27 protein-coding genes and 1 other annotated feature are annotated in these 25,528 nt (G+C 43.5%); of the genes, 9 read left to right on the top strand and 18 right to left on the bottom strand.

All coding sequences use genetic code 11. The annotated features are described in order from the left end of the window. The 12 genes from BMW45_RS16630 to BMW45_RS16575 form a co-directional block, all read right to left on the bottom strand. Positions 1-216, bottom strand: a complete 216-nt coding sequence (locus BMW45_RS16630; protein ID WP_092245936.1) for a HypC/HybG/HupF family hydrogenase formation chaperone — start codon at positions 214-216, stop codon at positions 1-3. Then, a complete protein-coding gene (gene hypF / locus BMW45_RS16625; protein ID WP_092245933.1) occupies positions 173-2,533 on the bottom strand; it encodes a carbamoyltransferase HypF in 2,361 nt (786 codons plus the stop codon). The genes BMW45_RS16630 and hypF overlap by 44 nt, the downstream gene beginning before the upstream one ends. Next, positions 2,497-3,159: a hydrogenase nickel incorporation protein HypB gene (gene hypB / locus BMW45_RS16620; RefSeq protein ID WP_092245930.1), complete on the bottom strand. Its 663-nt coding sequence runs from the start codon at positions 3,157-3,159 to the stop codon at positions 2,497-2,499. Before hypB ends, hypF begins: the two co-directional genes overlap by 37 nt. Before the next feature lie 14 nt (positions 3,160-3,173). Further along, complete coding sequence (locus BMW45_RS16615) at positions 3,174-3,512, bottom strand: hydrogenase maturation nickel metallochaperone HypA/HybF (RefSeq protein WP_092245927.1); 339 nt, start codon at positions 3,510-3,512, stop codon at positions 3,174-3,176. Beyond that, positions 3,479-3,829, bottom strand: coding sequence for a 4Fe-4S dicluster domain-containing protein (locus BMW45_RS29000; protein WP_242883124.1), 351 nt, complete (start codon positions 3,827-3,829; stop codon positions 3,479-3,481). Before BMW45_RS29000 ends, BMW45_RS16615 begins: the two co-directional genes overlap by 34 nt. A gap of 69 nt (positions 3,830-3,898) precedes the next feature. Continuing rightward, positions 3,899-4,978, bottom strand: a complete 1,080-nt coding sequence (locus BMW45_RS16605) for a hydrogenase large subunit (protein WP_092245924.1) — start codon at positions 4,976-4,978, stop codon at positions 3,899-3,901. 36 nt (positions 4,979-5,014) lie between these two features. Then, positions 5,015-5,356 (bottom strand): NADH-quinone oxidoreductase subunit C, encoded by a 342-nt coding sequence (locus tag BMW45_RS16600; RefSeq protein ID WP_092245922.1) that lies wholly within the window; start codon positions 5,354-5,356, stop codon positions 5,015-5,017. 18 nt (positions 5,357-5,374) lie between these two features. Continuing rightward, the gene (locus BMW45_RS16595; protein WP_092246618.1) at positions 5,375-5,797 is read right to left on the bottom strand and encodes an NADH-quinone oxidoreductase subunit B family protein; all 423 of its coding nucleotides are present in this window, start codon (positions 5,795-5,797) and stop codon (positions 5,375-5,377) included. A gap of 47 nt (positions 5,798-5,844) precedes the next feature. Continuing rightward, on the bottom strand, positions 5,845-6,705 hold the full coding sequence (locus BMW45_RS16590; protein WP_025233832.1) for a respiratory chain complex I subunit 1 family protein: 861 nt from the start codon (positions 6,703-6,705) through the stop codon (positions 5,845-5,847). A 1-nt stretch (position 6,706) separates the two neighbouring features. Then, positions 6,707-8,614, bottom strand: coding sequence for an NADH-quinone oxidoreductase subunit 5 family protein (locus BMW45_RS16585; protein ID WP_092245920.1), 1,908 nt, complete (start codon positions 8,612-8,614; stop codon positions 6,707-6,709). 441 nt (positions 8,615-9,055) lie between these two features. Continuing rightward, the gene (locus tag BMW45_RS16580) at positions 9,056-9,922 is read right to left on the bottom strand and encodes an MBL fold metallo-hydrolase (RefSeq protein WP_242883075.1); all 867 of its coding nucleotides are present in this window, start codon (positions 9,920-9,922) and stop codon (positions 9,056-9,058) included. A gap of 144 nt (positions 9,923-10,066) precedes the next feature. Next, positions 10,067-10,639 carry a ferritin family protein gene (locus tag BMW45_RS16575; protein ID WP_092245917.1) on the bottom strand — a complete coding sequence of 191 codons (573 nt, stop codon included), beginning with the start codon at positions 10,637-10,639 and terminating at the stop codon, positions 10,067-10,069. Between the two features lie 172 nt (positions 10,640-10,811). On the opposite strand from BMW45_RS16575, the gene BMW45_RS28850 reads away from it, so the two are divergent. The 8 genes from BMW45_RS28850 to BMW45_RS16535 all read left to right on the top strand — a co-directional run bounded on the left by BMW45_RS28850 (position 10,812) and on the right by BMW45_RS16535 (position 19,102). Then, the gene (locus tag BMW45_RS28850; protein WP_092245914.1) at positions 10,812-11,450 is read left to right on the top strand and encodes a DUF1801 domain-containing protein; all 639 of its coding nucleotides are present in this window, start codon (positions 10,812-10,814) and stop codon (positions 11,448-11,450) included. Between the two features lie 123 nt (positions 11,451-11,573). Next, positions 11,574-12,287: a response regulator transcription factor gene (locus BMW45_RS16565; protein WP_092245911.1), complete on the top strand. Its 714-nt coding sequence runs from the start codon at positions 11,574-11,576 to the stop codon at positions 12,285-12,287. Beyond that, complete coding sequence (locus tag BMW45_RS16560) at positions 12,277-13,605, top strand: HAMP domain-containing sensor histidine kinase (protein WP_092245908.1); 1,329 nt, start codon at positions 12,277-12,279, stop codon at positions 13,603-13,605. The genes BMW45_RS16565 and BMW45_RS16560 overlap by 11 nt, the downstream gene beginning before the upstream one ends. A 6-nt stretch (positions 13,606-13,611) precedes the next feature. Then, complete coding sequence (locus BMW45_RS16555; protein ID WP_092245905.1) at positions 13,612-15,144, top strand: amino acid adenylation domain-containing protein; 1,533 nt, start codon at positions 13,612-13,614, stop codon at positions 15,142-15,144. Further along, entirely contained in the window at positions 15,125-16,297 is a 1,173-nt protein-coding gene (locus tag BMW45_RS16550; protein ID WP_092245902.1) for a diaminopimelate decarboxylase family protein, read from the top strand. The genes BMW45_RS16555 and BMW45_RS16550 overlap by 20 nt, the downstream gene beginning before the upstream one ends. A 13-nt stretch (positions 16,298-16,310) precedes the next feature. Further along, on the top strand, positions 16,311-16,538 hold the full coding sequence (locus BMW45_RS16545; RefSeq protein WP_025233840.1) for an acyl carrier protein: 228 nt from the start codon (positions 16,311-16,313) through the stop codon (positions 16,536-16,538). Between the two features lie 3 nt (positions 16,539-16,541). Beyond that, positions 16,542-18,125: an MBOAT family O-acyltransferase gene (locus tag BMW45_RS16540; RefSeq protein WP_092245899.1), complete on the top strand. Its 1,584-nt coding sequence runs from the start codon at positions 16,542-16,544 to the stop codon at positions 18,123-18,125. Between the two features lie 11 nt (positions 18,126-18,136). Then, the gene (locus BMW45_RS16535) at positions 18,137-19,102 is read left to right on the top strand and encodes a hypothetical protein (RefSeq protein ID WP_092245896.1); all 966 of its coding nucleotides are present in this window, start codon (positions 18,137-18,139) and stop codon (positions 19,100-19,102) included. Between the two features lie 56 nt (positions 19,103-19,158). On the opposite strand, the gene BMW45_RS16530 is transcribed toward BMW45_RS16535, so the two are convergent. From BMW45_RS16530 to BMW45_RS16505, 6 genes are all read right to left on the bottom strand, one after another. Then, on the bottom strand, positions 19,159-20,376 hold the full coding sequence (locus BMW45_RS16530; RefSeq protein WP_092245894.1) for a pyridoxal phosphate-dependent aminotransferase: 1,218 nt from the start codon (positions 20,374-20,376) through the stop codon (positions 19,159-19,161). A gap of 68 nt (positions 20,377-20,444) precedes the next feature. Then, positions 20,445-20,699 (bottom strand) — a binding site (T-box leader). Positions 20,700-20,777: 78 nt separating this feature from the next. Further along, the gene (locus tag BMW45_RS16525; protein ID WP_092245891.1) at positions 20,778-21,767 is read right to left on the bottom strand and encodes a Gfo/Idh/MocA family protein; all 990 of its coding nucleotides are present in this window, start codon (positions 21,765-21,767) and stop codon (positions 20,778-20,780) included. A gap of 45 nt (positions 21,768-21,812) precedes the next feature. Beyond that, on the bottom strand, positions 21,813-22,181 hold the full coding sequence (locus BMW45_RS16520) for an HsmA family protein (protein WP_092245888.1): 369 nt from the start codon (positions 22,179-22,181) through the stop codon (positions 21,813-21,815). Between the two features lie 41 nt (positions 22,182-22,222). Continuing rightward, on the bottom strand, positions 22,223-22,765 hold the full coding sequence (locus BMW45_RS16515; RefSeq protein ID WP_025233846.1) for a beta-class carbonic anhydrase: 543 nt from the start codon (positions 22,763-22,765) through the stop codon (positions 22,223-22,225). A gap of 80 nt (positions 22,766-22,845) precedes the next feature. Beyond that, entirely contained in the window at positions 22,846-23,796 is a 951-nt protein-coding gene (gene msrB / locus BMW45_RS16510) for a peptide-methionine (R)-S-oxide reductase MsrB (protein ID WP_092245885.1), read from the bottom strand. A 54-nt stretch (positions 23,797-23,850) separates the two neighbouring features. Next, the gene (locus tag BMW45_RS16505; protein WP_035287376.1) at positions 23,851-24,426 is read right to left on the bottom strand and encodes an NUDIX hydrolase; all 576 of its coding nucleotides are present in this window, start codon (positions 24,424-24,426) and stop codon (positions 23,851-23,853) included. Positions 24,427-24,791: 365 nt separating this feature from the next. On the opposite strand from BMW45_RS16505, the gene BMW45_RS16500 reads away from it, so the two are divergent. Next, a complete protein-coding gene (locus tag BMW45_RS16500; RefSeq protein ID WP_092245882.1) occupies positions 24,792-25,523 on the top strand; it encodes a class I SAM-dependent methyltransferase in 732 nt (243 codons plus the stop codon). Positions 25,524-25,528 lie beyond the last annotated feature (5 nt).

Raw genomic sequence — 25,528 nt, 5'->3', positions numbered from 1 at the left:
CTACTGTTCCTCCTGAAGCTGGGAAAATATCGTGAGAATTTCCTCGGCTAAGTCTTCCTTTAAGACATCAATAACACAGCCGGCATGTATGAGAACATAATCTCCTATTTTCGCATCCACCAGCTTAATATTGGCATCGGTAATGTTGTCCATAATATTGACCTTTGCATAATCACCTTTTATCTGAATTATTTTTCCCGGTACTGCTACACACATGGCATCCTGTCCTTTCCAAATCCATATGATCGGATTTTAAATAATTATTTCCCAGATAAGCCTGACCCAGGCTCACTCCCCCGTCGTTTGGAGGAACCGCACTGTTCAAATAGACGTTAAATCCCTTTTCCTTTAAAAGCCTGACCGTATGCCCTGTCAGCAGGGAATTCTGAAAAACGCCGCCGCTTAAGGCTACGGTATTGCTTAAGTATTTTCTCTCCAGTCTTTCACACACAGATGCTGTGGCTTGTGCCAGAGCAAGATGAAAGCCAAGTGCCAGAGAACCTGTCTCTGCCTTATTTCTCATGGTGCAAAGAGCCTCAAAAACCGGACGGGGATCTAATTCCAGGATCCCATCCTTTTCCTTTATGCCAAAACATAAGTCAGCCGGCTTTATATCCTTTCTTTCTGCAAGCACTGCCTCTTTTTCAAACAATATGGCACATTCCCCTTCATAACGGTTCTCATGGCCGATATTTAAAACAGACGCTGCCGCATCAAACAGGCGTCCCATGCTGGAAGTAAAGACCCTGTTGACGTTATGCTCAAGGGCTGCTTTTATCACACGGATTCTCTCATCCTGGTTGTAAGCTTCAAGGCCTGCGTGAAGCAGAAAACAGGACGCCGTTTTCTTAGCATCCCTCATTGACCCGTCACCTCCCAGAATGGGAAACATGCTTACATGGGCTGCCCGTATGAAGCCACTTCCTTCACAGATAAGAAACTCTCCGCCCCATATATTCCCATCCGTTCCATAGCCTGTCCCGTCAAAAGCAACTCCGATCACAGGCCCCTTTAAATCGTGCTCAGCCATGACCGACGCAATATGAGCATGGTGGTGCTGCACCTTAAGAACTGGGAGACCCAGGGCTTTAGCAAAGCGAGCGGAGTGGTAGTTTGGATGGAGATCGCATACCGTTAACCCTGGAGCCATTCGTAACAGCCTGGTCAGATCTTTATAGGATCTTTGATATTCCTCCATCACGGTTTCTTCCTCCAGGTCTCCAAAATACTGGGATACCACTGCATTTCCTTTTTGGCAGAGGCAGAAGGCGGCCTTTAAATCTCCTCCCGCCGCAAAAATACCGGTGTTAGTCCCACTTTCCTTTCCTTCTTCCTGAGAAAGAAAAACAGGGTAAGGGACATAGCCTCTGCTTCTTCGGATCAGCTGAGGCTTACCCTCTATGATTTTGGCAACAGAATCATCTACGGAACGGACGATCCTTCTTTTATTATATAATACTCCGCTTAAATAGGGGGATGTGAGAGCCAGCATGGGGCCATCCTCCCGAATAACAGGCTGTCCGGAAAAATTGGCGCTCGTCATGATAAGAGGCCCAAGTTCTGCAGTCAGCATATATTGGAGGGGTGTATAAGGCAGAAAAGCACCGCAATAAAGACTTCCATTCCCCGTGGAAGGTGCCATAGGATCCTGTTTCATGGATAGCAGCACGATTGGCCTTGCTTTTGATTCCAGCAATGTCTTTTCTTCCTCAGAGACCAGACAGAACTTTCTTATCTCCGAAATTCCCGGGAACATGATTGCAAATGGCTTTTCCTCCCTCCCCTTTAATTTTCGAAGCCGGTTCACGGTTTCTTCCAAAAAAGGAGAACAAACCAGATGAAAGCCTCCGATCCCCTTAACCGCAACAATTCCTCCTTGTGACAGAACTTTTACCGTCTTTTCAAACGCTTCTCTTTCTGACAGTTCATGAAAGCCATTTTCCTTATCCTGATAGATTAAGTAAGGGCCGCAGTCATTGCAGGAAATGGTCTGTGCGTGAAAACGCCTGCTTTCCGGTGAGGTATATTCTTCCCGGCAGGCATCGCACATAGGAAAGTCCTCCATGGATGTCCGGTTTCTGTCATAAGGCAGGTCTTCCATTATGGTATATCTGGGACCGCAGGACATACAGCTGATAAAGGGATTCTGATATCTTCTGTCCGATGATTGTGAAAGCTCTCTCATGCATTCCGGACAAACCGGAAGATCCGGCGGGATCACGAATATTTCCGCACTGGACTCACTCTTTATAATGAGAAAATCTTTAAACTCCCCGAAGGGAAGTTCCTCTGCTTCCATCTTTATGATTTCATAGCCGCCCCTCTTGTTTTCCGTAAGGTCAGATAGAAACCGGCCAAGAACTGCCTCTTTGGACTGTGCCACGATCTCAACATAGCCGCCCACATTGCGGACCGTTCCCTTTATCCCGTATTGTTTGGCTGCACGATAAACAAGGGGCCGGAATCCAACCCCTTGTACAATGCCGTAAACCTTTATTATTTTTGTAATGACCTTGTTTTTTCCACAATCCATTCTACTACCTTTTCGTAACCTTCTTCTGTCTTTCCAGATACCTTGATCACCGGAGCCGTTTGATTCAAAGCCCGGACTCCCTTCATAAAAAAGTCCTCGTCAAAATCAATATATGGCAGAAGATCACATTTATTCAGCAAAATCAAATCGGCCTTTTCAAATGCCAGGGGATATTTATATGGCTTGTCACTGCCCTCTGTAACGGTTGAAATCAGCATCTTTGCGTGTTCTCCGATCATGAATTCGGCAGGACACACTAAATTGCCGATATTTTCAATAAACAGAATTCCATCGCTGATCTTCAGTTCATCCACCGCAGCTCCGATCAGGGGGGAATCCAGATGGCAGGCTCCGCCAGTATTGATCTGAATGGCCTTTACCCCAAGGGACTGAAGGGTTTTTGTATCAAAGTCCGCCTCAATATCTCCTTCGATGACATAAGAGGTCACATCCGTAAGGCGTTTGATAATCTGTATCAGGGAAGTGGTTTTTCCCGCTCCCGGTGCTCCCATTACATTGATGGCATAAATGCCGTTATTTGTTAATAATTCATTGATCTGTGATGCAACCTGGTCATTCTTGTCGTAGACCGACTGCATGATTTCTATTTCCCTATTCTCAGACATCGTTTCCTCCATTTCTAAACTTCAATCGACTTAATATAAAACTCCTGTCCGATATCTGTGGGCCGTCCTTCTCCTTTACAAAAAGGACATTCAAAGATGAAGGGCTTCCGGACAAATAATATCCCGCAGGTGCTGCATTTCAGCTCAGGTGTTACCCTTTTAATATGAAGCTTTGCTTTTTCACAGGGAGTTCCTTCCGCTATTATGTCAAAATAAAGTTCAATGGAACTGGCCACATAACCGCAGGTATCTCCCACCACCAGATTGATGACCTTTACTTCCTCTGCGTGGTGCTTTTCAGCATATTCTCCGGCAATTTCTATGATTCGCTGGGTGATTGGGTATTCATGCATTTCACATATTCATCCCTTACATTTCCGTATGATGGCTCTGTGTATTGATTTTCCATCCTCAGACATTTCTTCGGACATACTTCACTGCAATAACCGCATTGAATACACTGAAGCCTCTCAATGCTCCAGAGAGCTTTCGATTTATCTGTCTGAATGGCTCCTGTGGGACACTTTCTTTCGCACATCCCGCAGAATATACAATCATCCACCGATATCTCAATCTTTCCTCTGGTGCGTTCATATGTTTCCTTTCGCTTAACCGGATATGGAACCGTATAGGGACCATGTAACAGGTTTTTTAAAAGCGTCTTTGACATCCTTAATATAGACATACTATCCTCAATTCCGCTGTTCTTCCCAGCAATGATATCTATGAACCGGGCCGATCATCGCTCGGTACAGCTGATGCATGGATCAATGGTAAGGATCAGAATCGGCACATCGGCAAGAGAACAGTTCTTTAAAGTCTCCAGCAAGGCCGGGACATTGGCAAAGGTAGGAGTACGGACCCTGACTCTGTCTAAGAATTTTGTTCCGTTTGCCTTTGTATAATAAAGCACCTCTCCTCTCGGCTGCTCCAAACGGGTAAAATGCTCTCCCTTTGGATTTCCCGTTACCTTTCTTTTTACCTCACCATCGGGTATGATGGCAATGCACTGCCGGATAAGATCAATGGACTGGAACAGTTCCCCGATCCGGACTTTGGTTCTTGCATAGCAGTCCCCGCCCTGATCTGTGATCGGCTTAAAATCCAGTTGACCATATGCCGCATATCCCTGAGACCTTATATCCATTTCAATCCCGCTGGCTCTTGCCATGGGACCGACGGTTCCCAGTTCGAACGCTGCTTCCTTAGACAGTACACCAACTCCTTTTGTGCGGAGTTTTACGGTGGAATCGTTTAAAAATACGGCGGCAGCCTCCTTTAATTCCTTCTCCATGCCGGTTAAGACCTCTTTCATCTTGTTTAAGGTCTCAGAAGAGATATCCTTTTTCACACCGCCGACATCGCATACGGAAAATATGACCCTGCCTCCGGTAGTCTCTTCAAAAATGTCTAAAACCTGCTCTCTTAACTTCCATGAATGCATGAACAGACTTTCAAATCCAAAGGCATCTGCCAGAAGGCCCTGCCATAAAAGATGGCTGTGCAGACGGGATAGCTCTGCCCATATGGTCCGCAGGAATTTTGCCCGCTCCGGAATTTCCACCTCCATAATGCTCTCTATAGACATACAGTATCCCATGCCATGCATAAAGGAACAGATGCCGCAGATCCGCTCCGCAACATAGACATACTGCTGATAATCCTTCTTTTCTACCAGTTTTTCCAGACCTCTGTGAATATATCCGATTCTGGGGATCGCCTCAATAACCCTTTCATCCTCCAAAACCAGATCCAGATGGATCGGTTCCGGAAGCACCGGATGCTGAGGACCAAACGGAACAATTGTCCTGTTTCCCATAAGTAGCCTCCATTCTGACGCCAGATGGCATCATACCTAATCGTTCATATGAAACGGTGTTTTGACCGGAATCTTATATAAGTTATCGTTAAAGTCCGGCGTTATACCCGTGATCTTTACTCCGAACAGTTCCTTTATCTCATTTTCATACAGAAAGGAATACGGATAAATAATACTGATACTAGGCAGTTCCGTTTCTGTATCGGTTAAGATCCGCAGGTTTATAAGATCATGATCCTTATCATAGGAATAGGTCAATTCCATGCCGTCTTTATTGGTACAGGTAACAGCAACAAGCCGGTAACCGTCATTTTTTATTTTCAATGTCTCCGCCAGCAGATCATTTGCAGAGATCTCCTTTAATATCTGTTCAGCCATAATTTGCCTCCTAATGAATCAATGCTTCTTTCTCTTTACTTCCAGAATATCAAGCGCTTTCACAACGCCATCAATAATCGATTCCGGACGAGCTGCACAGCCCGGCACGTAAACATCCACCGGGATCACCTTGTCTACTCCGCCGACCACGTTATAGCACTCTGCAAAAATGCCTCCTGAGGTGGCACAGATTCCAACAGCCACCACTGCCTTTGGATCAGGCATCTGTTCATATAGCTGCTTTACAACTGGGATATTCTGTTCATTTACGCTGCCCGTAATGAGTAAAATATCCGCATGCTTCGGATTGCCTGTATTGATGATTCCAAAACGCTCCACATCATAAAGAGGTGTAAGACATGCCAGTACCTCTATGTCACAGCCGTTGCAGCTGGTTCCGTCATAATGCAGAATCCATGGCGATTTTTTTACAACACTCATAATATCCTCCATTCCGCCTCTTGGCAGCTTTCATGACCTGCCAGGAATTATCTGAAAAATGACAGGATGATCAGGTTCACCGTACCCATGATTCCGGTTACGATCCACGCTGATTTAAGAGCCTGCTGCCATTTCACCCTGGCAGCTCCATTATCTATGATGATTTCAAGAAAATAAACCAGCAGGCATACGATGACCGCAAAAACACGGCTCATCGGCGCAGCCGTTGCAAAAAACACATACACAAGAGCCAGAGTAATAATCACCTCATACCAGTGAGTTACCTCAATCACAGCCAGATCCTTACCGGAATACTCAGTGGTAATACCCTTTACGATTTCCTGATGCCCATGATGGGACATGCTTAAATCAAAGGGGGATTTTCTAAGCTTAAATGTCAGGATAAACAAAAGTCCAACAAACACTCCCGGAAGATAGATGATCGAGGGCGTTTGAGCCGTTACGATATCCCTTACAAAAAAACTGTTCTCAGCATAGTAAAGACCAACGCAGGTAAGCAGTACCATTGGCTCATAAGCCATGATCTGCAGCAATTCCCTTTCCGAACCAATGGTGTTATAGGGAGAATTGGATGCATAGCCGCCTAATACGAAAAATACAGAACCAAGAGTCAGGGCAAATATAGCTAACAGGATATCTCCCCCTGAAAGCAGGATCACCGTGGTGAATACCACGAATGCAAGGGAGATATACACGAAGAAACGGTGCATGGAATTTACCTCTATGGATTCCTTCTGACACAGCTTCAGCACATCATAAAATGGTTGTAGTAAGGGCGGTCCCTGTCTCCCCTGAAGTCTGGCTGATATAATACGGTCAATTCCGGTCAGCAGCCCTCCGGCAACAGGAGCAAGCACGGCGATCCCAATCATGATTAAAATATTCATATTACGCCATTCCTCCTATCATCATTATGACTCCGCCAACTAATATTGCGGCAGCTATGACATCACTCCACAGAGTTAATCTCTTGGGGCTAAAATAATCTTCCATATACCAGTTGCTCAGTTCCATCTTTCGTTTTTCATTCATGGCTCCATAGAATGTTTCGTTATCTCCGGTGTTTTCTCCTGCCATATAAACCGGAACTTTTCTTCTTTTATCATTCTTATACATCGGAATAAAGCTGATGGGCAGAAGGATGAGCATACTCAGCATACACAGCATCAGCTTAATATCATTCGTTCCGATGGGGATCAAAGCCGTCCTTCCAAATACCTCCGTCAGATAAGGAATCAGAGCATATTTTGATACCAGCGGGAAGGTAAAGCAGGACACCACTACCATTGCCGCAAGAATTGTAATGGGAATCTCCTCATCAAGATGAAATTTGCTTTCAATCTGATGGCTCATATTGGCCCTTGAAACCAGTTTCCCCATCCATTTTGTCCAGTAAAACAATGTGGCGGCGCTTCCGTAGGCAAGAATAATAACAGTAATAACATTATTGGAATCAATAAACGCCTTCATGGCTACCCATTTTGATATCAGCATTCCAAAGGGGGCCAGAAACATTCCGGCGATACCGATCATCATATAGAGCGCGAGCTTTTTTGAAATTCCAAGGAGTACATCCATGTTTTCCACATCCCGGTTTCCGATCTGATGCTCGATGGAACCAACGGATATAAAAAGCAGGGATTTGGATACTGCATGGAATATAATCAACAGGATGGCAGCCCATAAGGATTCCTGGGTTCCGATGCTGGCGCATATTACGATGAGCCCTAAGTTTGCCAAAGTGGAATAAGCTAAAATCTTCTTGGCGTCACTTTGGGAAATAGCCATCAGGGAACAGGCAAGAAACGTGATTCCTCCCACAAAGGTTACGGTTCTTCCAACAGGAGTCGATCCTAACAGTGGCGCAAGACGGATGATTAAGTAAACTCCTGCTTTTACCATGGTTGCGGAATGCAGCAAAGCGGAAGAAGGAGTAGGTGCCACCATTGCTCCGAGAAGCCAGGAGGAAAATGGAAGCTGGGCAGATTTGGTCAGTGCAGCCAGGGACAGGAAAAATACGGGTATCATCATTGCCGCTTCCGGCTTCATGGAAGTAACCACTGACAATTCCAGGGTTTTATAATAAATGCCGATGAAAATGATCCCAGCTGCAAAAGCAACTCCGCCGCCCAGATTAATCACCAGGGCACGGAAGGAATTGTTTCTGGCTTCTGTTGTTTTTGTATAACCGATCAGCAGGAAGGAGCAAAGTGTCGTAAGCTCCCAGCAAAAATACATCCATGTAAGATCATTGCTCAATACGATTCCAAACATGGCAGAAAGGAATAAAAATAGAACTGCGAAAAAGAAGCTTTTCCTTTCTTTGTATTCTTTGTGGTGGGTATGGTAAGTCTTCATATATCCCACGGCATAAATACAAATCAGGCTCCCTACCAGTCCAATAACCAGTACCATAATTGCCGTAAGTTTGTCGAAAATCATGGCATGCTTAACTTCAATATTATGCTTTACCGTAAATTCAAAACAGAGCATTGCAGCCGTCTGTACAAACGACAAAACCGAAATAACATATTTTTTATACCTGATTCCGATGGATATTACATACACAGCGATTGCCGTCTCTGTAGTTGCCATGATAACCTCAATTGCTTTTTCCAAACGGAAGGACAAAGCAATTCCGCTCTTAAAATATAACCCTACAACTGTCAGTGTCAAAACAGCCGTACCTACGGCTCCTACCCTGACAATCATATTTCTTACCCCATCATTTTTGACCAGTAAGATTCCTAACGCTGCAGCCAATGGAAATAAAATCAATACTGTAATCGCACCCATACACTCATCACCTTACTTTTGTTTTATTATATCTGTCACAATTGAGAATAAAAAAAATCAACGATACCGTCAAAATTCTCCAGCTGTATCCTCTTTACCGCATCATCGATTAATTCGTGCTCATTATATCACACTAAAAGTGGTTGTCAATGTTTTGTTTTATGTACAATTTACACAGTTTTTACACGAAAAAACACAGTATAAAAAACCAGTTCAAAAGAAAGTGAGAGCTCTCCACAAATCAGAATAAAAGGGGGAAATACAAGAATAAACCATATGTTTTTGCAAAAATATATACAACTTCTTAACAGGCTTCCAAAAATAGCACACATTTTTTTAACGAAATTTTAACTTTCATGCAGAAAACCGGTGTGTGAAGAAACCGTTAAATTAGTAGAAAAAGGCATCCCAATGGCCTTTGGGATGCCTTTTATCCAGTCCTCAATGCTTAATCAGAATCTTCTCTCCATGCCTGCCGATCCAGTGGTTTATTCCAGGGTATTTGGCTTCAAGATAATCCGCAAACAGCAATGGATCCTCACTGTTTTTAGCAAACATCTCATAATGCGCCGGAACTACCAGGCCGGGCCGAAAAGCACCTGCCATATCCGCCGCTTCCTGATACGTCATGTTGCCGATGATGTTCTCTCTGTATCTCCTGCCGTCACGCCCATTAATAGGAAGGAACATCACATCAAGTTTCCCGAATCTCCTTAGCTTGCCATACATTCCTTCATAAACACAGGTGTCGCCGGAATGATACAGGGAGCAACCGCCGCCTTCCAGAACACAGCCCATATAGGGGTAGGAACCTGTAGCCGGGTCCTGGTCAAGGAATTCATGGGCAGAAGCGATTCCTGTTATGCGGATACCCTCTAAAAGCTCCAGGGTGATCCCATCGTCAAGGCCAATGAACCGGTCCGGGTCTATATGCAGATCATTGGAAAGCGAAGGAATAAGCAGCTTTGGCACTATGAACCTGGCATTAGGTGAGCTGACTGACAGCTGATGCCAGACCTTCCTGTCAATGTGGTCCGTATGATCATGGCTGCCAAAGAAGTAATCCGCATTGGTCACTTCCTCAGGCTTTAAAAGGGACGGTATCTTCCTGTTTGGATGCTGGGATAAGAACGCATCCAGATAAAAAGTCCTGCCTGCAAGCTTTACGGCAAACCCCATCTGCCCTAGCCACCAGATCGCTGCTTCTCCATAAGCCGGAGCGCTCTCATTCATCTCACGTATTAATTCCTCACCTTCTTTCATAATCCCGGTACCATAGTTTTGAATATTGCTTTCCGTCATGGCCATATGTTTTCCACCTTTCGTTTTTTGCTGCTTTCTCTGGTATGCTTATCATATCACGAGTTCCTTCACACTGGGAAATATCTTATAAAGCGGCAGAGAAATAAGCAGCCGGATTTCATAGGATCCGGCTGCTTAGTAAATATGATTTTAGGCGTTATTTGTCTGATTCTGATTTTGGCTTCCGCAGCCATTTTTAGAATAGAGATAGCTATATAAAATTCCGTGCCTGATTTCGTCTGTGATGATTTCAACCATTATATTTATATGGAGACGTGACTGCATGGCATAAAGGATCTTACGGTATTTTTGTACTGCATTCTGCTCGCCTAACAAGGCTCTTGATAAACCAGCGCAATAGCTTTCTGGCTCCACAAAAGCTTCTCCTTCCGCAGATGGGGGCATCTCACCGGTTAAATCCTGATAAATTTGCCGGAACAATGCATAATGTCCTATTTCATTGTCACGGATACCGGATATAATCTGCTTATCCTCTTCTGAGGAAGCCTGGTTTATGAGCCACATATAAAATACCCTGTCCTCTGTTTCACCCGATAGTGCTTCCAGAATAAGTTCAAGGGCACCATCAAGATTCTGGGGATATGTGAAAATATCAGTATTCATCATCTGTTGAAATGACAGGGTAGCTGCCGGTGTATTCCAATATGGCGGAATATAACCATAAGAATATGGCTGGTAGCCTTCGTAGTCGTAATAACCCATTTTATAATCTCCAAATAAGAGTCTTTCCATATTCTATGATATTTTCGTATAACCAGTGTTGGTTTCAGGTAAAATTAATGGAAATGTGTATTATTTTTTAAATATAGAGAAGTCTTTTAAAACAGGGCATTTATGGTAAAATATAACAAAGTGCAGAATAAGGAGGTATGATATGGAACATAAGCTCTCAACTACCATTGGTGAATACATCGCAGCCCAAAGCATGGAAATACAGCCCATTCTGGAAAAGCTGTACCAGACCATAAAAGAAGCAGCACCGGAAGCAACGGAAAAAATCAGCTGGGGAATGGCCACATTTGACTATTACGGCAATCTGGTACATTTCTCAGCGGGAAAAAAACATGTCGGATTTCATCCGACCCCATCCGCAATCATTGCCTTTCAGGAAGAACTGAAGGAATACCATTACTCAAAGGGCACGGTCCAGTTTCCATATGATAAGCCCCTTCCCCTTGAACTCATAGGAAGGATAGTCCGCTTTCGGACAGCCGAACAGGCCGTTCTTATGGAAGAGAAAAAAGCGGGGAAAACAAAGGAAAAGACCTTGCGCCCCCGCTATCCCATGCCAGACGATGTAATGGCAAAGCTTCAGAAGGAGGACTTAACAGAGGCCTACAATGACCGTCCTCCCTATCAAAAAAATGACTATATCGGCTGGATCACAAGGGCCAGGCGTTTGGAAACCCGCAGAAAGCGGATCGACCAGATGCTTGATGAGCTGCGGTCCGGCGATGCCTACATGGGCATGGCATATTCCCCTAAAAAGAACACAAAGACCGGTCTTTCCTGACCGGTCTTTTTTACTCACGGACCAAATCTTAATAATTCTTAATTCCCCTGAATTTCATTGTTATTCTATCCATAAATGATATAATTTTTCATATTAAAACAATAGAAAGGAGGCTGCCGATCCATGAGTACATTGCAGCAGATATTGGTAGTGGATGACGATGCAGACATCCGGGAAGTCCTTCGCATTCAGCTGGAAAACAAAGGCTATTCCGTGTCAGAAGCAGTAAACGGAAGTGATGCAGTCGCAGCCGTTACAGATAATCCTGATATTGACCTTATTATTTTAGACATCATGATGCCAGGTTTATCAGGAATCGATGCCTGTACCCAGATCCGGAGGATATCTTCAGCTCCCGTCTTGTTTTTAACCGCAAAATCAAAGGAATGCGATAAAACAGAAGCCTATGAAAACGGCGGCGATGATTATCTTGTAAAACCATTTTCACAGGCAGAGCTTCTTATGAAGGTCCGGTCTCTTTTAAGACGATATGTTGTTTATAAAGGGAAAGGAACACCACTTTTCAATAGTTCAGAAATCCGGCTGCAGGATCTTATGATCGATACAACAGGCCATTTCGTTTATCGGGAAAATCAAAAAATCGAGCTTACGGACACGGAGTTCCAGGTTCTGATGTATCTTGTAAAGAACAGAGGAAAAGCCAAGGATGCACAGGCAATCTACGAGGGCGTATGGAATGATAAGTTCCTCCCGTCTTCCACTAATACTGTTATGGTACACATTTTAAAGCTTCGTAAAAAACTGGAACTGGATTTTAACAATCCTACCATCATACGAACCGTCTGGGGAAAGGGCTATCAGATCGATGAAGCATAAATGGATCTCGTCTTTACGATATAAGCAAGTATTTGTATTGATCATTGGCGCGGTCATCAGCTTTGGGGTGTACTTTGCCTCCCAGGCTTTTGGCGATTATCTGGTATCCAGGAACCATATGAATGAGGATGCCGCCTGGAAACGATTGACCGGTTATCAAACTTCTTTTGAAAATTACATTAATAAATATAACATATCAGTAAAAAATGTAAGATCCATTTCCAAATGGGTAAAAAACCATAAATACGTCTACGTAACTATTTTTAACGGCAACGAAATCATCTATGAATCCGGATTCTGGAATGATGCATACGCTCCCTATGAAACTGCCAGTTCCATTGGGGAAAGCAGCAAACAGGCCATACGGGATATTTCCTTCAGCGACGGCACCTATTCCGTGTCCATCATCGATTCCTCGGAAATCAAATGGTATAACCTGGTAACTTATATTTCATGGGGAGTTTTTTTCCTGTTTCTGTTTGTGATCCTGATTTTCTATAACCACCGGATCATTGCCCGGATCATGCTTTTGTCAAAAGAGGTATCCCTGATAGAAAAAGGGGATTTGGAGCAGCCGATTTTCTATAAAGGGAATGATGAGATTGCATTGCTGGCAAAAAATGCGGATAACATGAGAAATTCTATCATAACAAGGTATAAAAGCGAAAAAGAAGCCTGGGAAGCAAACAGTGAGCTGATCACTTCCATGTCCCATGATATCCGGACTCCTTTGACCTCACTGATCGGCTACTTGGAAATACTGGATTCAAAAAGCTATCATTCGGAAGAACAGTTTGACAAATACATCAAAAGCTGCAGAGATAAATCCATTCAGCTAAAGGATTTATCTGACCGGCTGTTCCAGTATTTTCTTGTGTTCGGCAAAGAGAAGATAATGATGCAGATGGAGACCTTTGACGCTAAGATCCTTCTCCAGCAGCTGCTTATGGAGTACGTATTTGATCTTGGCAACCTGGGGCTTGACGTTAAAACAGAATTTGTAGAGGAGTCCTGCAGCATAACCGCTGATATCCAATATTTAAGACGGTTATTCGATAATCTGTTTTCCAATGTAAGAAAATACGCCGGCAACGATGGACCGGTCTTTGTCAAAAGCCATATAGACGGAGATGACCTGATCATTACCATCTCCAATGAAATCCGCAGGGACAGCATGTTTTTAGAAAGCACCAACATTGGACTTAAAACCTGCCTGAAAATAGTAGAACAGATGAATGGTACCTTTGAGATACAAAAAAACCGGACAAATTTTGAAGTTCGTGTGACGTTTCCAATCGAACCAGACAGAGAGGAGTAACAACCTATGAGAAACGTACTGGAGTATCTTGAGCACTCTGCAAACATCTATCCGGAGAAAATTGCTGCGGTAGATCAGGAGAATAGCTGCTCTTACAAGGAACTGTTATTACATGCAAAACGGATCGGCAGCTTTCTTTCCGGTTATGAATCACCTGGAAACCCTGTTGTGGTTTTTATGGATAAAAGCGTGGAGGCTCTTACAACATTCATGGGCATTGTATATGCCGGATGCTTTTATGTACTGATAAACCCCGCACAACCTGCTGTGCGGATCAACCAGATTCTTAAGGTGCTGGAAGCAGATTCTGTCATCACCTTGGGGGATTCCAGAGTCCTGCCGGAAGGCGTGGAATTTTCCGGTAATCTGTTTGATTACCATGAGATTATAAAAAACGATATAAGGGAAGAGCCCCTAAAGCTTATCCGTGATCAGTCCCTGGATATCGATCCTCTGTACTGTAATTTTACCTCAGGCTCTACCGGCGTTCCTAAGGGGGTATTGGTCAGCCACCGGTCGGTAATTGATTTTATAGAATACTTTCCTTCCATGTTCGGCATAACCGGGGAGGACAAAATCGGGAATCAGGCCCCCTTTGACTTTGATGTGTCTGTTAAGGATATATACTCCACCCTTAAAGTGGGAGCCACCATGATTATTATACCGAAAAAATTATTCTCCATTCCAACGGAGCTCCTTGACTTCTTATGCGAACACCAGGTAACGACCCTGATCTGGGCGGTTTCCGCCCTGTGCCTGATTCCCCAATTAAAGGGGTTCACCTATAAGGTTCCCTCCAGGGTTAATAAGGTCTTATTCAGCGGTGAAGCAATGCCTGTTAAGCATTTAACAACCTGGCAGAAGTACCTTCCTGATGCGAGATACGTAAACTTGTACGGACCTACAGAAATCACATGCAATTGTACCTACTACCCTGTGGAACGGAAATTTGAAGCCCATGAAATCCTTCCCATAGGAAAGGCATTTCCCAATGAAAAGGTCTTCCTCCTGGATCAGGATGACAAACTAGTCACAGAAAAGGACCAGATTGGAGAGATTTGCGTATCCGGAACCGCTTTGGCCCTAGGGTATTATAACAATCCTGAGCAGACAAATAAGGCATTTATCCAAAATCCCCTTAACACTCACTGCCTGGAAACGATTTACAGGACCGGGGATCTGGCCTTCTATCATGAGAACGGGGACCTTTGCTTTGCCGGACGAAAGGACTTTCAGATCAAGCACATGGGACACCGCATCGAACTGGAAGAGATCGAAGCCGTCATAAACAGCTTCCCCCTCATTCAGCGGGCATGCTGCGTCTTTGATGAGGAGAAAAACCGAATCTGGGCATTTTATGTTGGCGAGATGGAGGGAAGGGAAATTTCAGTACGGCTGAGGGAATCCCTTCCGGTTTATATGATTCCATCCGCGTTTTATTCCCTGCCGGAACTGCCGGTTACCGCCAACGGAAAAATAGACAGAAAAAAATTATTGGAAGTATGTAAAGGAAACAGCCATGAACGAGATAAGATTTGAATATGACATTCATGAGTACCAAACCCCATTCTACATTTTTGATACGGATATCCTGGCTGAACAGATCAGAAAAATCAGGGGTGTCCTTGGAGATGACGTGGAATTATGCTATGCCATGAAGGCCAATCCATTTGTAATTAAGGATTTAGTGGAAGTGGTGGATTCCTTTGAGGTCTGCTCTCCCGGCGAATTCGCCATCTGCGAAAGAGCCGGAATAAACATGGGGAAAGTTATAATGTCCGGTGTACATAAGAAGCCTGAGGACATAGAATATGCGCTGAAACATTATGGAGATAAGATCATTTATACCGCCGAGTCCCTCTCCCACTGGCAGCTTCTTGCAGACTGCAGCGCAATGCTTCAAACACCCATCCGCGTCCTCCTCCGCCTGACTTCCGGGAATCAGTTCGGTATGGATGAAAGCCTGATCCGGCAAATCATTGAAGGCGGCGCCCATGAATTTATAACCATTGAAGGGATCCAGTACTTTTCCGGAACCCAAAAGAAATCAATAGCAAAACTGGAAAACGAACTTTCTATGCTGGACCAGTTTTGCCGGGAATTAAATCGGGAATACGGCTTTCCTGTCAAACGGCTGGAATATGGTCCCGGGCTTCCTGTCTGCTATTTTGAAGAAGAGAAAAATGAGGAAGATCAGATGTTAAATGGTCTTGCCGAGTCTATCAAAAATCTTACGTTCGGCGGCAGGGTCGCACTGGAGATGGGCAGATTTATCGCCGCCCCCTGTGGTTTCTACGTAACCAGCGTGGTGGATCGGAAAACAAACAAGGGAGAGCCCTACTGCATTGTTGACGGCGGTATCCACCAGGTGAATTATTACGGGCAAATGCTGGCCATGAAAAAACCGCCTGTCCTTCATTTTAATCAACGGGAAGGAGAAAAAAAAGAATGGACGGTCTGCGGCTCTCTTTGCACGGTGAATGATGTGCTTGTTAAGAAATACCCTTTCAAAAACCTGCAGACCGGTGATCGGATCATATTCCAAAAAACCGGCGCTTATTCGGCAACAGAAGGCATGTCCTTATTTTTAAGCCGGGATTTACCGCAGATCCTTCTCTATTCTGCAAAAGAGAACTTCCGCATTGCAAGACCTCATTTACAAACGAATGCTTTCAATTATTTTCAACTATAAAGGAGACAAAATCATGGAACAATTATTAGAGATCTTAAACGATATTAACCCAGGCATTGATTATGAAACAGAAACAAGGCTCATTGACGGAGGGCTCTTAGACTCATTTTCCATTCTCTCTCTCATCCCGGAGCTTGAGGATGCATTTGGCATTGAGATCACTCCCATAGATATGGTACCCGCTAATTTTAACTCTGCAAAGGCAATTTGGGATATGATCCATCGGCTAAAAGAGGAATAAAAGATGGCCTACAATTCACTCCTGTACCTATTCATCTTTTTGCCGGTTGTATTGCTGGCCTACCAGCTTGCGCCCCAAAGCTTCCGTTATAAAGTACTTCTTACTGCCAGTTATATCTTTTTCCTATCCTTTAGCGGAAAGCTGCTGGTATACCTACTTTTTTCCACCCTTTCCATTCACCACATCGGTCTATGGCTTACTTCCTGTAAAAAGGACTTTCTATCGGCGGCTCACGCCCCTGAGAATAAGAAGGCAGAAAAAGCAGCCTATGAGGCCAAACGCCGCAGGATCTTATGGCTTGGAATCGGATTGCAGCTTAGTATTTTATTGATTTTAAAATACTCCGGTTTCTTTTTTGAAAACTTTAACCTGGTATTAAAAGCAATCTCTTTCCCAAGGCTTCTGCCTGCCATGAAGTTCGCCCTGCCTATCGGCATCTCCTTTTACACCCTGCAGGCGGTCTCATACCTGATCGACGTTTATTATGAAAAAATAGAGGCTGACGACAATCTGGGTAGACTGGCCTTGTATCTCTCCTTTTTTCCAACCCTGTTGGAAGGTCCTATCTGCCGCTACTCGCAGACTGCCAAAGCCCTCTGTCAGGGAAAACCTTTGGAATACAAGAACGTCACTTACGGCCTTCAGCGGATCATGTGGGGATTATTTAAAAAGCTTGTTATTGCAGACCGTCTTAATCTGCTTGTGGAAACGATCTTCGATACCCCTAATCATTACGGCGGGATCATCGTTATCGCAGGTGCCGTTTTATATACCTTTCAATTATATGCAGATTTTTCCGGCTGTATTGACATGACCATTGGAACCGGAGAAATGTTTGGAGTAACCATTCCCGAAAACTTCCGTCAGCCTTTTTTCTCTAAAACCGCATCGGAATTCTGGAGACGCTGGCATATCACCCTTGGCACCTGGTTAAAGGATTATATCTTTTATCCCATATCCTTAACCAAATTCGTCAAGAATCTGGGAAAGAAATCACGGGCTAAATTCGGAAAGCATTATGGGCAGATTATCTCCTCTTCTGTCGCTCTGTTTGGCGTGTGGATCTTAAACGGTCTGTGGCACGGAACGGGCTGGAACTATATTTTCTTTGGAATGTATTATTTTATCCTCATTCTCATGGAGAATCTGTTGGAACCGGAGGTCCAAAGGATTACAAGTACCTTAAGGATCGACAGGTCCTGCAGCTTGTACAGAAGTTTTCAGACAGTGAAGCTGCTTATCATTGTATTTACGGGAGAGCTTTTCTTTCGGGCCAACAATCTGACCACCGGCATGAATATGTTCCGGTCCATCTTCACCGGCTTCCACTGGTCTGCGGTCACTGACGGTTCACTCCTTAAGCTTGGTCTGTCTTTGCCGGATTTCATTGCGGTATTCTTTGGTTTTCTAGCGGTATATACCGTAGGCGTAATCCATGAACGGGGGATCTCTATCCGTGAAAGGATTTCCGGCTGGAATATGTTTGCCCGCTGGAGCTTTCTTTACGCCGCAATCCTTCTTGTCATTGTTTTGGGGGCTTACGGCGACGGATATATACCTGCAAAACTAATTTATGCCGGATTTTAAGAGGTGATGAGATGAAGAGCAAAAACAGGATAAAAACAATTTCATTTTTAACCGGACTTTTTCTTTTATTGTACATTGCCTCTTACCTGCTGATTCCTTACAATAACATGGGAGACAGCCTGTATAAAAAGGCAAACGGTATCCTAAAGGAACCTAAAAATACCATAGATTATGTGGCGATCGGGGACAGCGAATGCAGCGCCAGCATTTCGCCCATGGAGGTATGGAATGATTACGGCTACACAGGATATAACTGCGGCGTCCCAAGCCAGCAGCTTCAGGATACTTACTATCTTCTGGAGCGGGTGCTTAAAAACCAGCATCCAAAGGTTGTTTTCCTTGAAACCAATGCATTTTACCGGGATTTCAAATACATCAATACCCTTGAAACTTCCATTGAAGAAACAGTCAAAAAAATATTTCCCATTTACAAATATCATGATAACTGGAAATACTTTCATTTTTATATGCTGAAATCTTTAGGACATAAGATAAAGCAGGAGCAAATTACGGTTTATAAGGGATATCAGTACAGCGCAATCGTGAATCCCTATAAACGCGGGCCATATGTCACTGAAACAGACGATGTTTATGTGATTGACGAGCAGCCCTTATTATACTTAAACAAAATCGCAAACCTGTGCAGGGATAAGGATATCAAACTGATCCTATACAGCGCACCATCGCCAAAGTGCTGGTCCTACGCCAAACACAATGCTGCCGCAGCTTTTGCCAACGAAAACCAGCTGACTTACATTGACTTAAATTTAGATATCGATACCCTGGGCATTGACTGGGCAAAAGATTCCCGCGATGACGGTGATCACTTAAACTACTTTGGAGCAAAAAAAGTGTCAGACTATATGGGAAAATATTTATCAGAGCACACAGACTTAACCGACCACCGGAAGAATGATCTGTTTGCAGGCTGGAACAAAGAGTTTAAAAATTATCTCAAACTGACAGAACAGCATTAACATTTAAAGAGCATTGGACAGCTGGAATACAGACTGTTTCCAATGCTCTTTTGTCACTATTTTTGTATGTAATAGGACATGAAATCCGCCAGCTTTTCACATGCCACTTTTAACTGGTTTAGCTCCGGAAGGTAAACGACCCGGAAATGATCCGGTTTTTCCCAGTGGAACCCGCCTCCATGAGTCAGCAGAATCTTCTTATCCTTTAAAAAGTCTAATACAAACTTTTCATCATCATAGATGTTGCATTTACTGGTATTGATTTTAGGAAACATGTAAAAGGCTGCTTTTGGTTTTATGACGGAAATTCCCGAAATTTCATTTAACGCCTGGTAGGTGTATTCTCTCTGTTCGTATATTCTCCCGCCCGGTATCATCAATTGTTTTGTTTCCTCTTCCATTTCCAGTGCAGCCTCGATCACGGACTGGGCCGGAACATTGGAGCAAAGCCTCATGGAAGACAACAAGTTTATCCCTTCCACATAGCCTTTTGCAAAGGATTTATCGCCGCAAAGGCTCATCCAGCCGCAGCGGTATCCTGCAATTAAATGGGACTTGGAAAGGCCATTGAATGTGATGGTCAAAAGATCCGGTGCCAGAGAGGCAATGGATACATGTTCCAGACCGTCAAAAACAAGCCTGTCATAAATTTCATCTGCAAAGATGATCAGCCCATGTTTCCGGCATACTTCCACAATCTCTTCAAGGACTTTCCTGGGATACAGGGTACCGGTAGGATTGTTGGGGTTGATGATGACAATCCCCTTGGTTCTGCTTGTGATTTTACTTTTGATATCGTTGATATCCGGGTACCACTCCGCCTCTTCGTCGCACATGTAATGGACAGCGGTTCCTCCCGAAAGGGTTACGGACGCAGTCCATAAAGGATAGTCCGGAGAAGGGACCAGAATCTCATCCCCACTGTTTAACAGCCCCTGCATGGCCAAGGTGATCAGCTCGCTTACGCCGTTTCCCGTGTATACATCATCCACAGTGACCTGTTCGATCCCTTTTTTCTGACAGTATTTTACGATGGCCTTTCTGGCTGATAATAGACCCTTGGAATCCGAGTAGCCTTCCGTATGGGACAGGTTTTCGTTCATTAACCGAAGCAGCTCCTTTGGCGCACGAAAACCAAAGGGAGCCGGATTTCCTATATTTAATTTTAATATATCAACTCCCTGATCGATCATCCGGTTTGCTTCATCCATGACCGGACCTCTGATATCATAACACACATGATCCAGCTTACTGGATTTTTCAAAATTTCTCATCATTGCTCTCCTCTTTCTATGTAATTTAATAAGTGAAGGTAATAAAAAAACGCCCTAAACGTCGAAACGTTTAGGGCGAATGTACAATCCGTGTTACCACCTAAATTCAGAGAAATCTCTGCACTCTCTACGATACTATCATATCGTGCCCCTGTAACGCGGGAATACGTTGAAGCCTACTAAACCATCTCCCTGGAATCAGGGAAACCATTTTTCGGTTCAAAGCTCCGAGACTGCTTCGATATACTAAAATAAAGATTCGCACCAACCATCTTCTCTCTGAAATTTATTGTATATGTACTATTTCTCTTCATTGCCTTTTCACTATTTCCGCAATAATAACACAGGCAGGAGGAATTGTCAATTACTAAAAATAATTTATCTCCACAGATAACCCGGTCTTAAATTTCCTCATCTGCCGGGAAGCGGATTCCTCCCTTATGTCTTGCAGTTGTCTGGATTTCGCTTACAAGCAGGGTGTGGTCCAGAAGCTGATAGCACCTTTCAAGATCATTGCCGCAGATCATATCCTGGAATTCCATAAATTCATTCACCATGCGGTGATCGAAATTATCTTCATTTACAAGGGATTTAGTCTCATCATTCATGATGATTTCAAAGCCTCTGCAGATGCTGGCAGGCGTATCCTGACGGATGACCCCCTTCTCTCCCTGGATATAATTAGCGACAGGAGCCTTGCAGTCCTTTGCTCCAATGCAAGTACATTTAAAAGTGCCGTAGTCCAAAATTAAAATTCCAGAGGTATCAATCCCTCTCTCCACATTGGGGAAGTATTCCACCTTAAGCGGTCTTCCGAATAATCCTGCAACGTAATGGATGTTATAGATATTAATGTCCATGAGCGCACCGCCGGAACAATTGGGATCAAAGGCAGGCAGAATGCGGCCCTCTTTGAAGCTGTCATATCTACTGGAGTACTGGGAATAGTTGAACTGAACGATTTTTATGTTTCCCAGGGTTGGCAGAAGCTCTATTATTCTTTTATAATTCGGCAGATACAGGGTCGTAACAGCTTCAAATAAAAACAGCTTTTTTTCTCTTGCCAGCCCGCTTAATATCTGGGCTTCTTTAAAGGTTGTGGTAAAGGGCTTTTCTACAATCACATGCTTTCCTGCCTCCAGTGCCTCTTTCGTAAACTGGAAGTGCAAATGGTTAGGCAGAGCTACATAAACCGTATCCACATCACTGTTTAAGAAGTCCTGATAATCTGTAAAAATATGTTTTATATTATATTTTTCACCAAGCTCTCTTCCCACTGCTTCACTTCTTTTCGTACAGCAAATGGCCGCAAGCTCTACCTTATCCAAATAATGAACGATTGGCAGAAACTCCTTTACAATCTTTCCTGATCCAATGATACCTAATTTCATCCTTATCTCCTCTCAAGTACAATTTAGTGGTTACTTTATCCCACACTACCTTACCATACCCAATGCTGCACCAGACACATATGGAATCAGCCAGATAATCCATACAATAATGCTGAACTTGTGAAAATCAGCTCTGGCTTCTTTATTATCCCTTACCACAACTATGGTAGCCCAAACCGCATGAAACACCATTAACAGAATGGCAAGAAGGCCGGTTACTCCGTGAAAATTAAGCTGGAAACCGTTAGCGGCGAGTTTATCCATTAATAAGGTGCCAATGGTATCAAAGACCAGGCCTAACCAGAAAATTACCAGATGCCACTTTTTTAGCTGGCCCTGGATCCGTTCGCTCCATACGCCGATCGTATAAAATACCAATGCCAAAGTAATCGATACCACTGCATAAACTAGCATGAAAATCCTCCTTTTATGCGAAAACCGCCAAGAACTGCTGCTTAAATGACCTTTCTTAATTCTCCTGTAACAGAATCTATTACCAGACCGTGTATCATGATCTCCTCCGGGACAAAGGGATGGTTGCGTATCAGCTCAACGGACTTTTTGATGGATAAATCCAGATCCTTAAATCCTCCCAGCCATGTATCAAAATCAATACCATAGTATTTTACCAGGTCGATATTCTTTTGTTCAATTCCCCGCTGTTTCATTTTTTCAATAATTTTCTTGCTGTCCGTATGTCTGGCCCCGCAATCGGTATGACCGATTACGAGGATTTCCTTAACATCCAATTCATAAATACCGATCAGCAGGCTTCTCATGGCACTTCCAAATGGATGTGATATAATTCCCCCGGCATTTTTGATAATTTTTGCATCCCCGTTTTTCAGCCCAAGGGCCATCGGTAATAATTCCGTTAATCTTGTGTCCATACAGGATACAATCGCGACTTTTTTATCCGGAAACTTATTGGTAATATATTTTACATATCCTTTGTTTTCAACAAATTCTTTATTAAACTTCAGTATTTCATTAATCATCCTTCATTCTTCTTCCGCATTTTTATTTCAGTTCTGCCAGTCAAACGGATATTTGAAATCCGCCTCGCTGCTTGATGAGGTTAAAACAGCTTTAAATAATCTCCGTATCCTTCCCTCTCCATCTCTTCTTTGGGAACAAACCTTAAAGAAGCGCTGTTAATACAATAACGCAATCCTCCGCGGTCTATTGGACCATCATCAAATACATGACCCAGATGGGCATCTCCCAGCATGCTCCTCACTTCCGTACGAATCCTTCCAAAGCTCCGGTCCTCATGGGTTTTAATAATCTCTGAATCAATCGGTTTAGAAAAGCTGGGCCAGCCGCATCCTGACTCAAATTTATCAGTTGACATAAAAAGCGGCTCCCCTGTTGTAATATCTACATAAATTCCTTCTTCGAATTTATCAAAATATTCATTTTGAAAGGGAGGCTCCGTTGCACTGTTCTGTGTTACTTCAAACTGCAGGCTCGTTAAGTTTTCTTTCAGTTCTTCCGTTGTTCTTTTTCCGTATTTTTTGCTTTTATCCTCCGCCTTCTTTGCCTTTTCAAATTTATCGGCACCAATATGGCAGTATCCGCCTGGGTTTTTGTTCAGATATTTCTGATGGTACTCCTCTGCCCGGTAGTAACAGGAAAGAGGTTTCACTTCAATCGCTATTTTTTCTTTATATTTTTTCTGAAGCTCATTGATCGAATCCTGGACCACCGCCTCATCCCTGTCATCCGTAAAATAGATACCTGTCCGGTACTGGGAACCAACATCGCCTCCCTGGCGGTTCACGCTTATGGGATTGATCACATCATAATAAAGCTGCAGCAAATAGGTAAGACCTATGATGCTGTCGTCGTATTCCACCTTCACCGTTTCTGCATGCCCGGTATCATGGCTGCATACTTCCTTGTAAGTTGGATTCTCTGTACTGCCATTGGCATATCCCACCTCTGTAAACAGGATGCCCGGGATATTTTCCAGATACTTTTCTGTTCCCCAAAAACAGCCGCCTGCCAGATAAATTTCTTTCTTCATAGAAAACACCTCTCTTAAAAAGTATAAAAAACTGCCTTTTTCTTTGTCATGGAATCAAATGATTTGATATTCTTCCATCAGCTTCACCGCTGACTTTACGATCAGAGCCGTCATACCCCATATGATCCAATCTTCATATTTATAAAACAAGACGTCATAAGTTCCTTTTGCCCAAGGGTATTTTACCCCTCCCGGTATCCATTCATACGGAAAATCCTCCGGCGGCTCCGAAATCAGTTTACTCACAAATCTCTCCGGTTCCTGACTGCGGAAAAAATCCAGTGGTATTTTTATGACCTCTTCTACTTCATCTCTGCTGAATGTGTCCTGATAATCACTTATAACGCCTATAAAAGGATGGATCATTAAGTTAAAGGGTGACAGATAGATATCTCCCGGTCCCATCACCTCAATCTGCTGCGGCAATATGTTCAGTTCTTCAACAGTCTCACGTACCGCACATTCCTGAAGGGATTCCCCGGCTTCGAGCTTTCCGCCTGGAAAACAAACCTCTCCCGGCTGCCGCTTTAACTCATTAGACCTTTTTTCAAATAACAGATAAGTAACCCCTGAAATATGGATCAGGGGAATCAGAACCGCATACTGCCTGAATTTTTCTTCTCCGATCATTCCAGGACGCCGGATTGAAAATTGTTCTTTCTCCAGAATAATGGCCTCCTTCCGCTTGTGGTTTTGCGAATCAGTCCGGGCATGGACCGATCCCCAAAACCATGGGATAAATGCTATATAAATTTTACACTAAATCTTATATAATAACAATAGTAATTCCTACTTATATACTATATATTCATCCTTTTTTTCCATGTGTCAGACCGGCAGAATGATATAGGAAAAATGTATGACTATCCATGATTCATGTTCGGAATTTAAAAGCTTTTTTCGTATTATTGTGCTATAATCCCTTTAAATCTTAAAAAAAGAAACATATCCATGGGGATATGCGATGAAAGTGGCAGGAGGAGGAGGCATCAACAATGAAACAGAATCCTTACGATAACAAAGCATTCTTTGAAAAATACAGCCAAATGGACCGCTCCACAAAAGGACTTGCCGGAGCTGGAGAATGGAAGACTCTTGAATCAATGCTGCCTGAATTTAAAGACAAGCGGGTGCTGGATTTAGGCTGTGGATTTGGCTGGCATTGTCAGTATGCCATAGAGCATGGGGCCAAAGCTGTTACAGGTATAGACATTTCCGAAAAAATGCTTGCAATTGCAAAGGAAAAGACAAGTGATAAAATCTGTTATCAACACATGCCAATTGAAGAGATATCCTTCAGTGAAAATTCATTTGATGCAGTCATCAGTTCTCTTGCGTTCCACTATCTGGAATCTTTTGAACAGATTGTTGAAAAGGTATCCTGCTGCCTTGTAAAGGGAGGAGATTTCGTCTTTTCTGTGGAGCATCCGGTTTTTACAGCGAATGGCAGTCAGGAATGGTATTACGATGAAGCCGGAACGATTCTTCATTATCCGGTTGACAATTACTTTTTCGAGGGACAGAGACAGGCCAGTTTCCTTGGAGAAAATGTTACGAAATATCATAAGACCCTTACCACCTATTTGAATGGTTTGATACAGGCAGGCTTTGAATTAACCGGTGTTGTGGAGCCTCAGCCATCTAAGCATCTGCTTCAAACCGTGGAAGGCATGGAAAATGAACTTCGCAGGCCCATGATGCTGATCATTTCAGCAAGGAAAAAATAACGTTT

Origin of the sequence: Lacrimispora sphenoides (genome assembly GCF_900105215.1) — a bacterium.
GTDB classification, from domain to species: domain Bacteria; phylum Bacillota; class Clostridia; order Lachnospirales; family Lachnospiraceae; genus Lacrimispora; species Lacrimispora sphenoides_A.
Note: the sequence above shows the minus strand (reverse complement) of the source record. Positions and strands in the feature narration are given on the sequence as shown.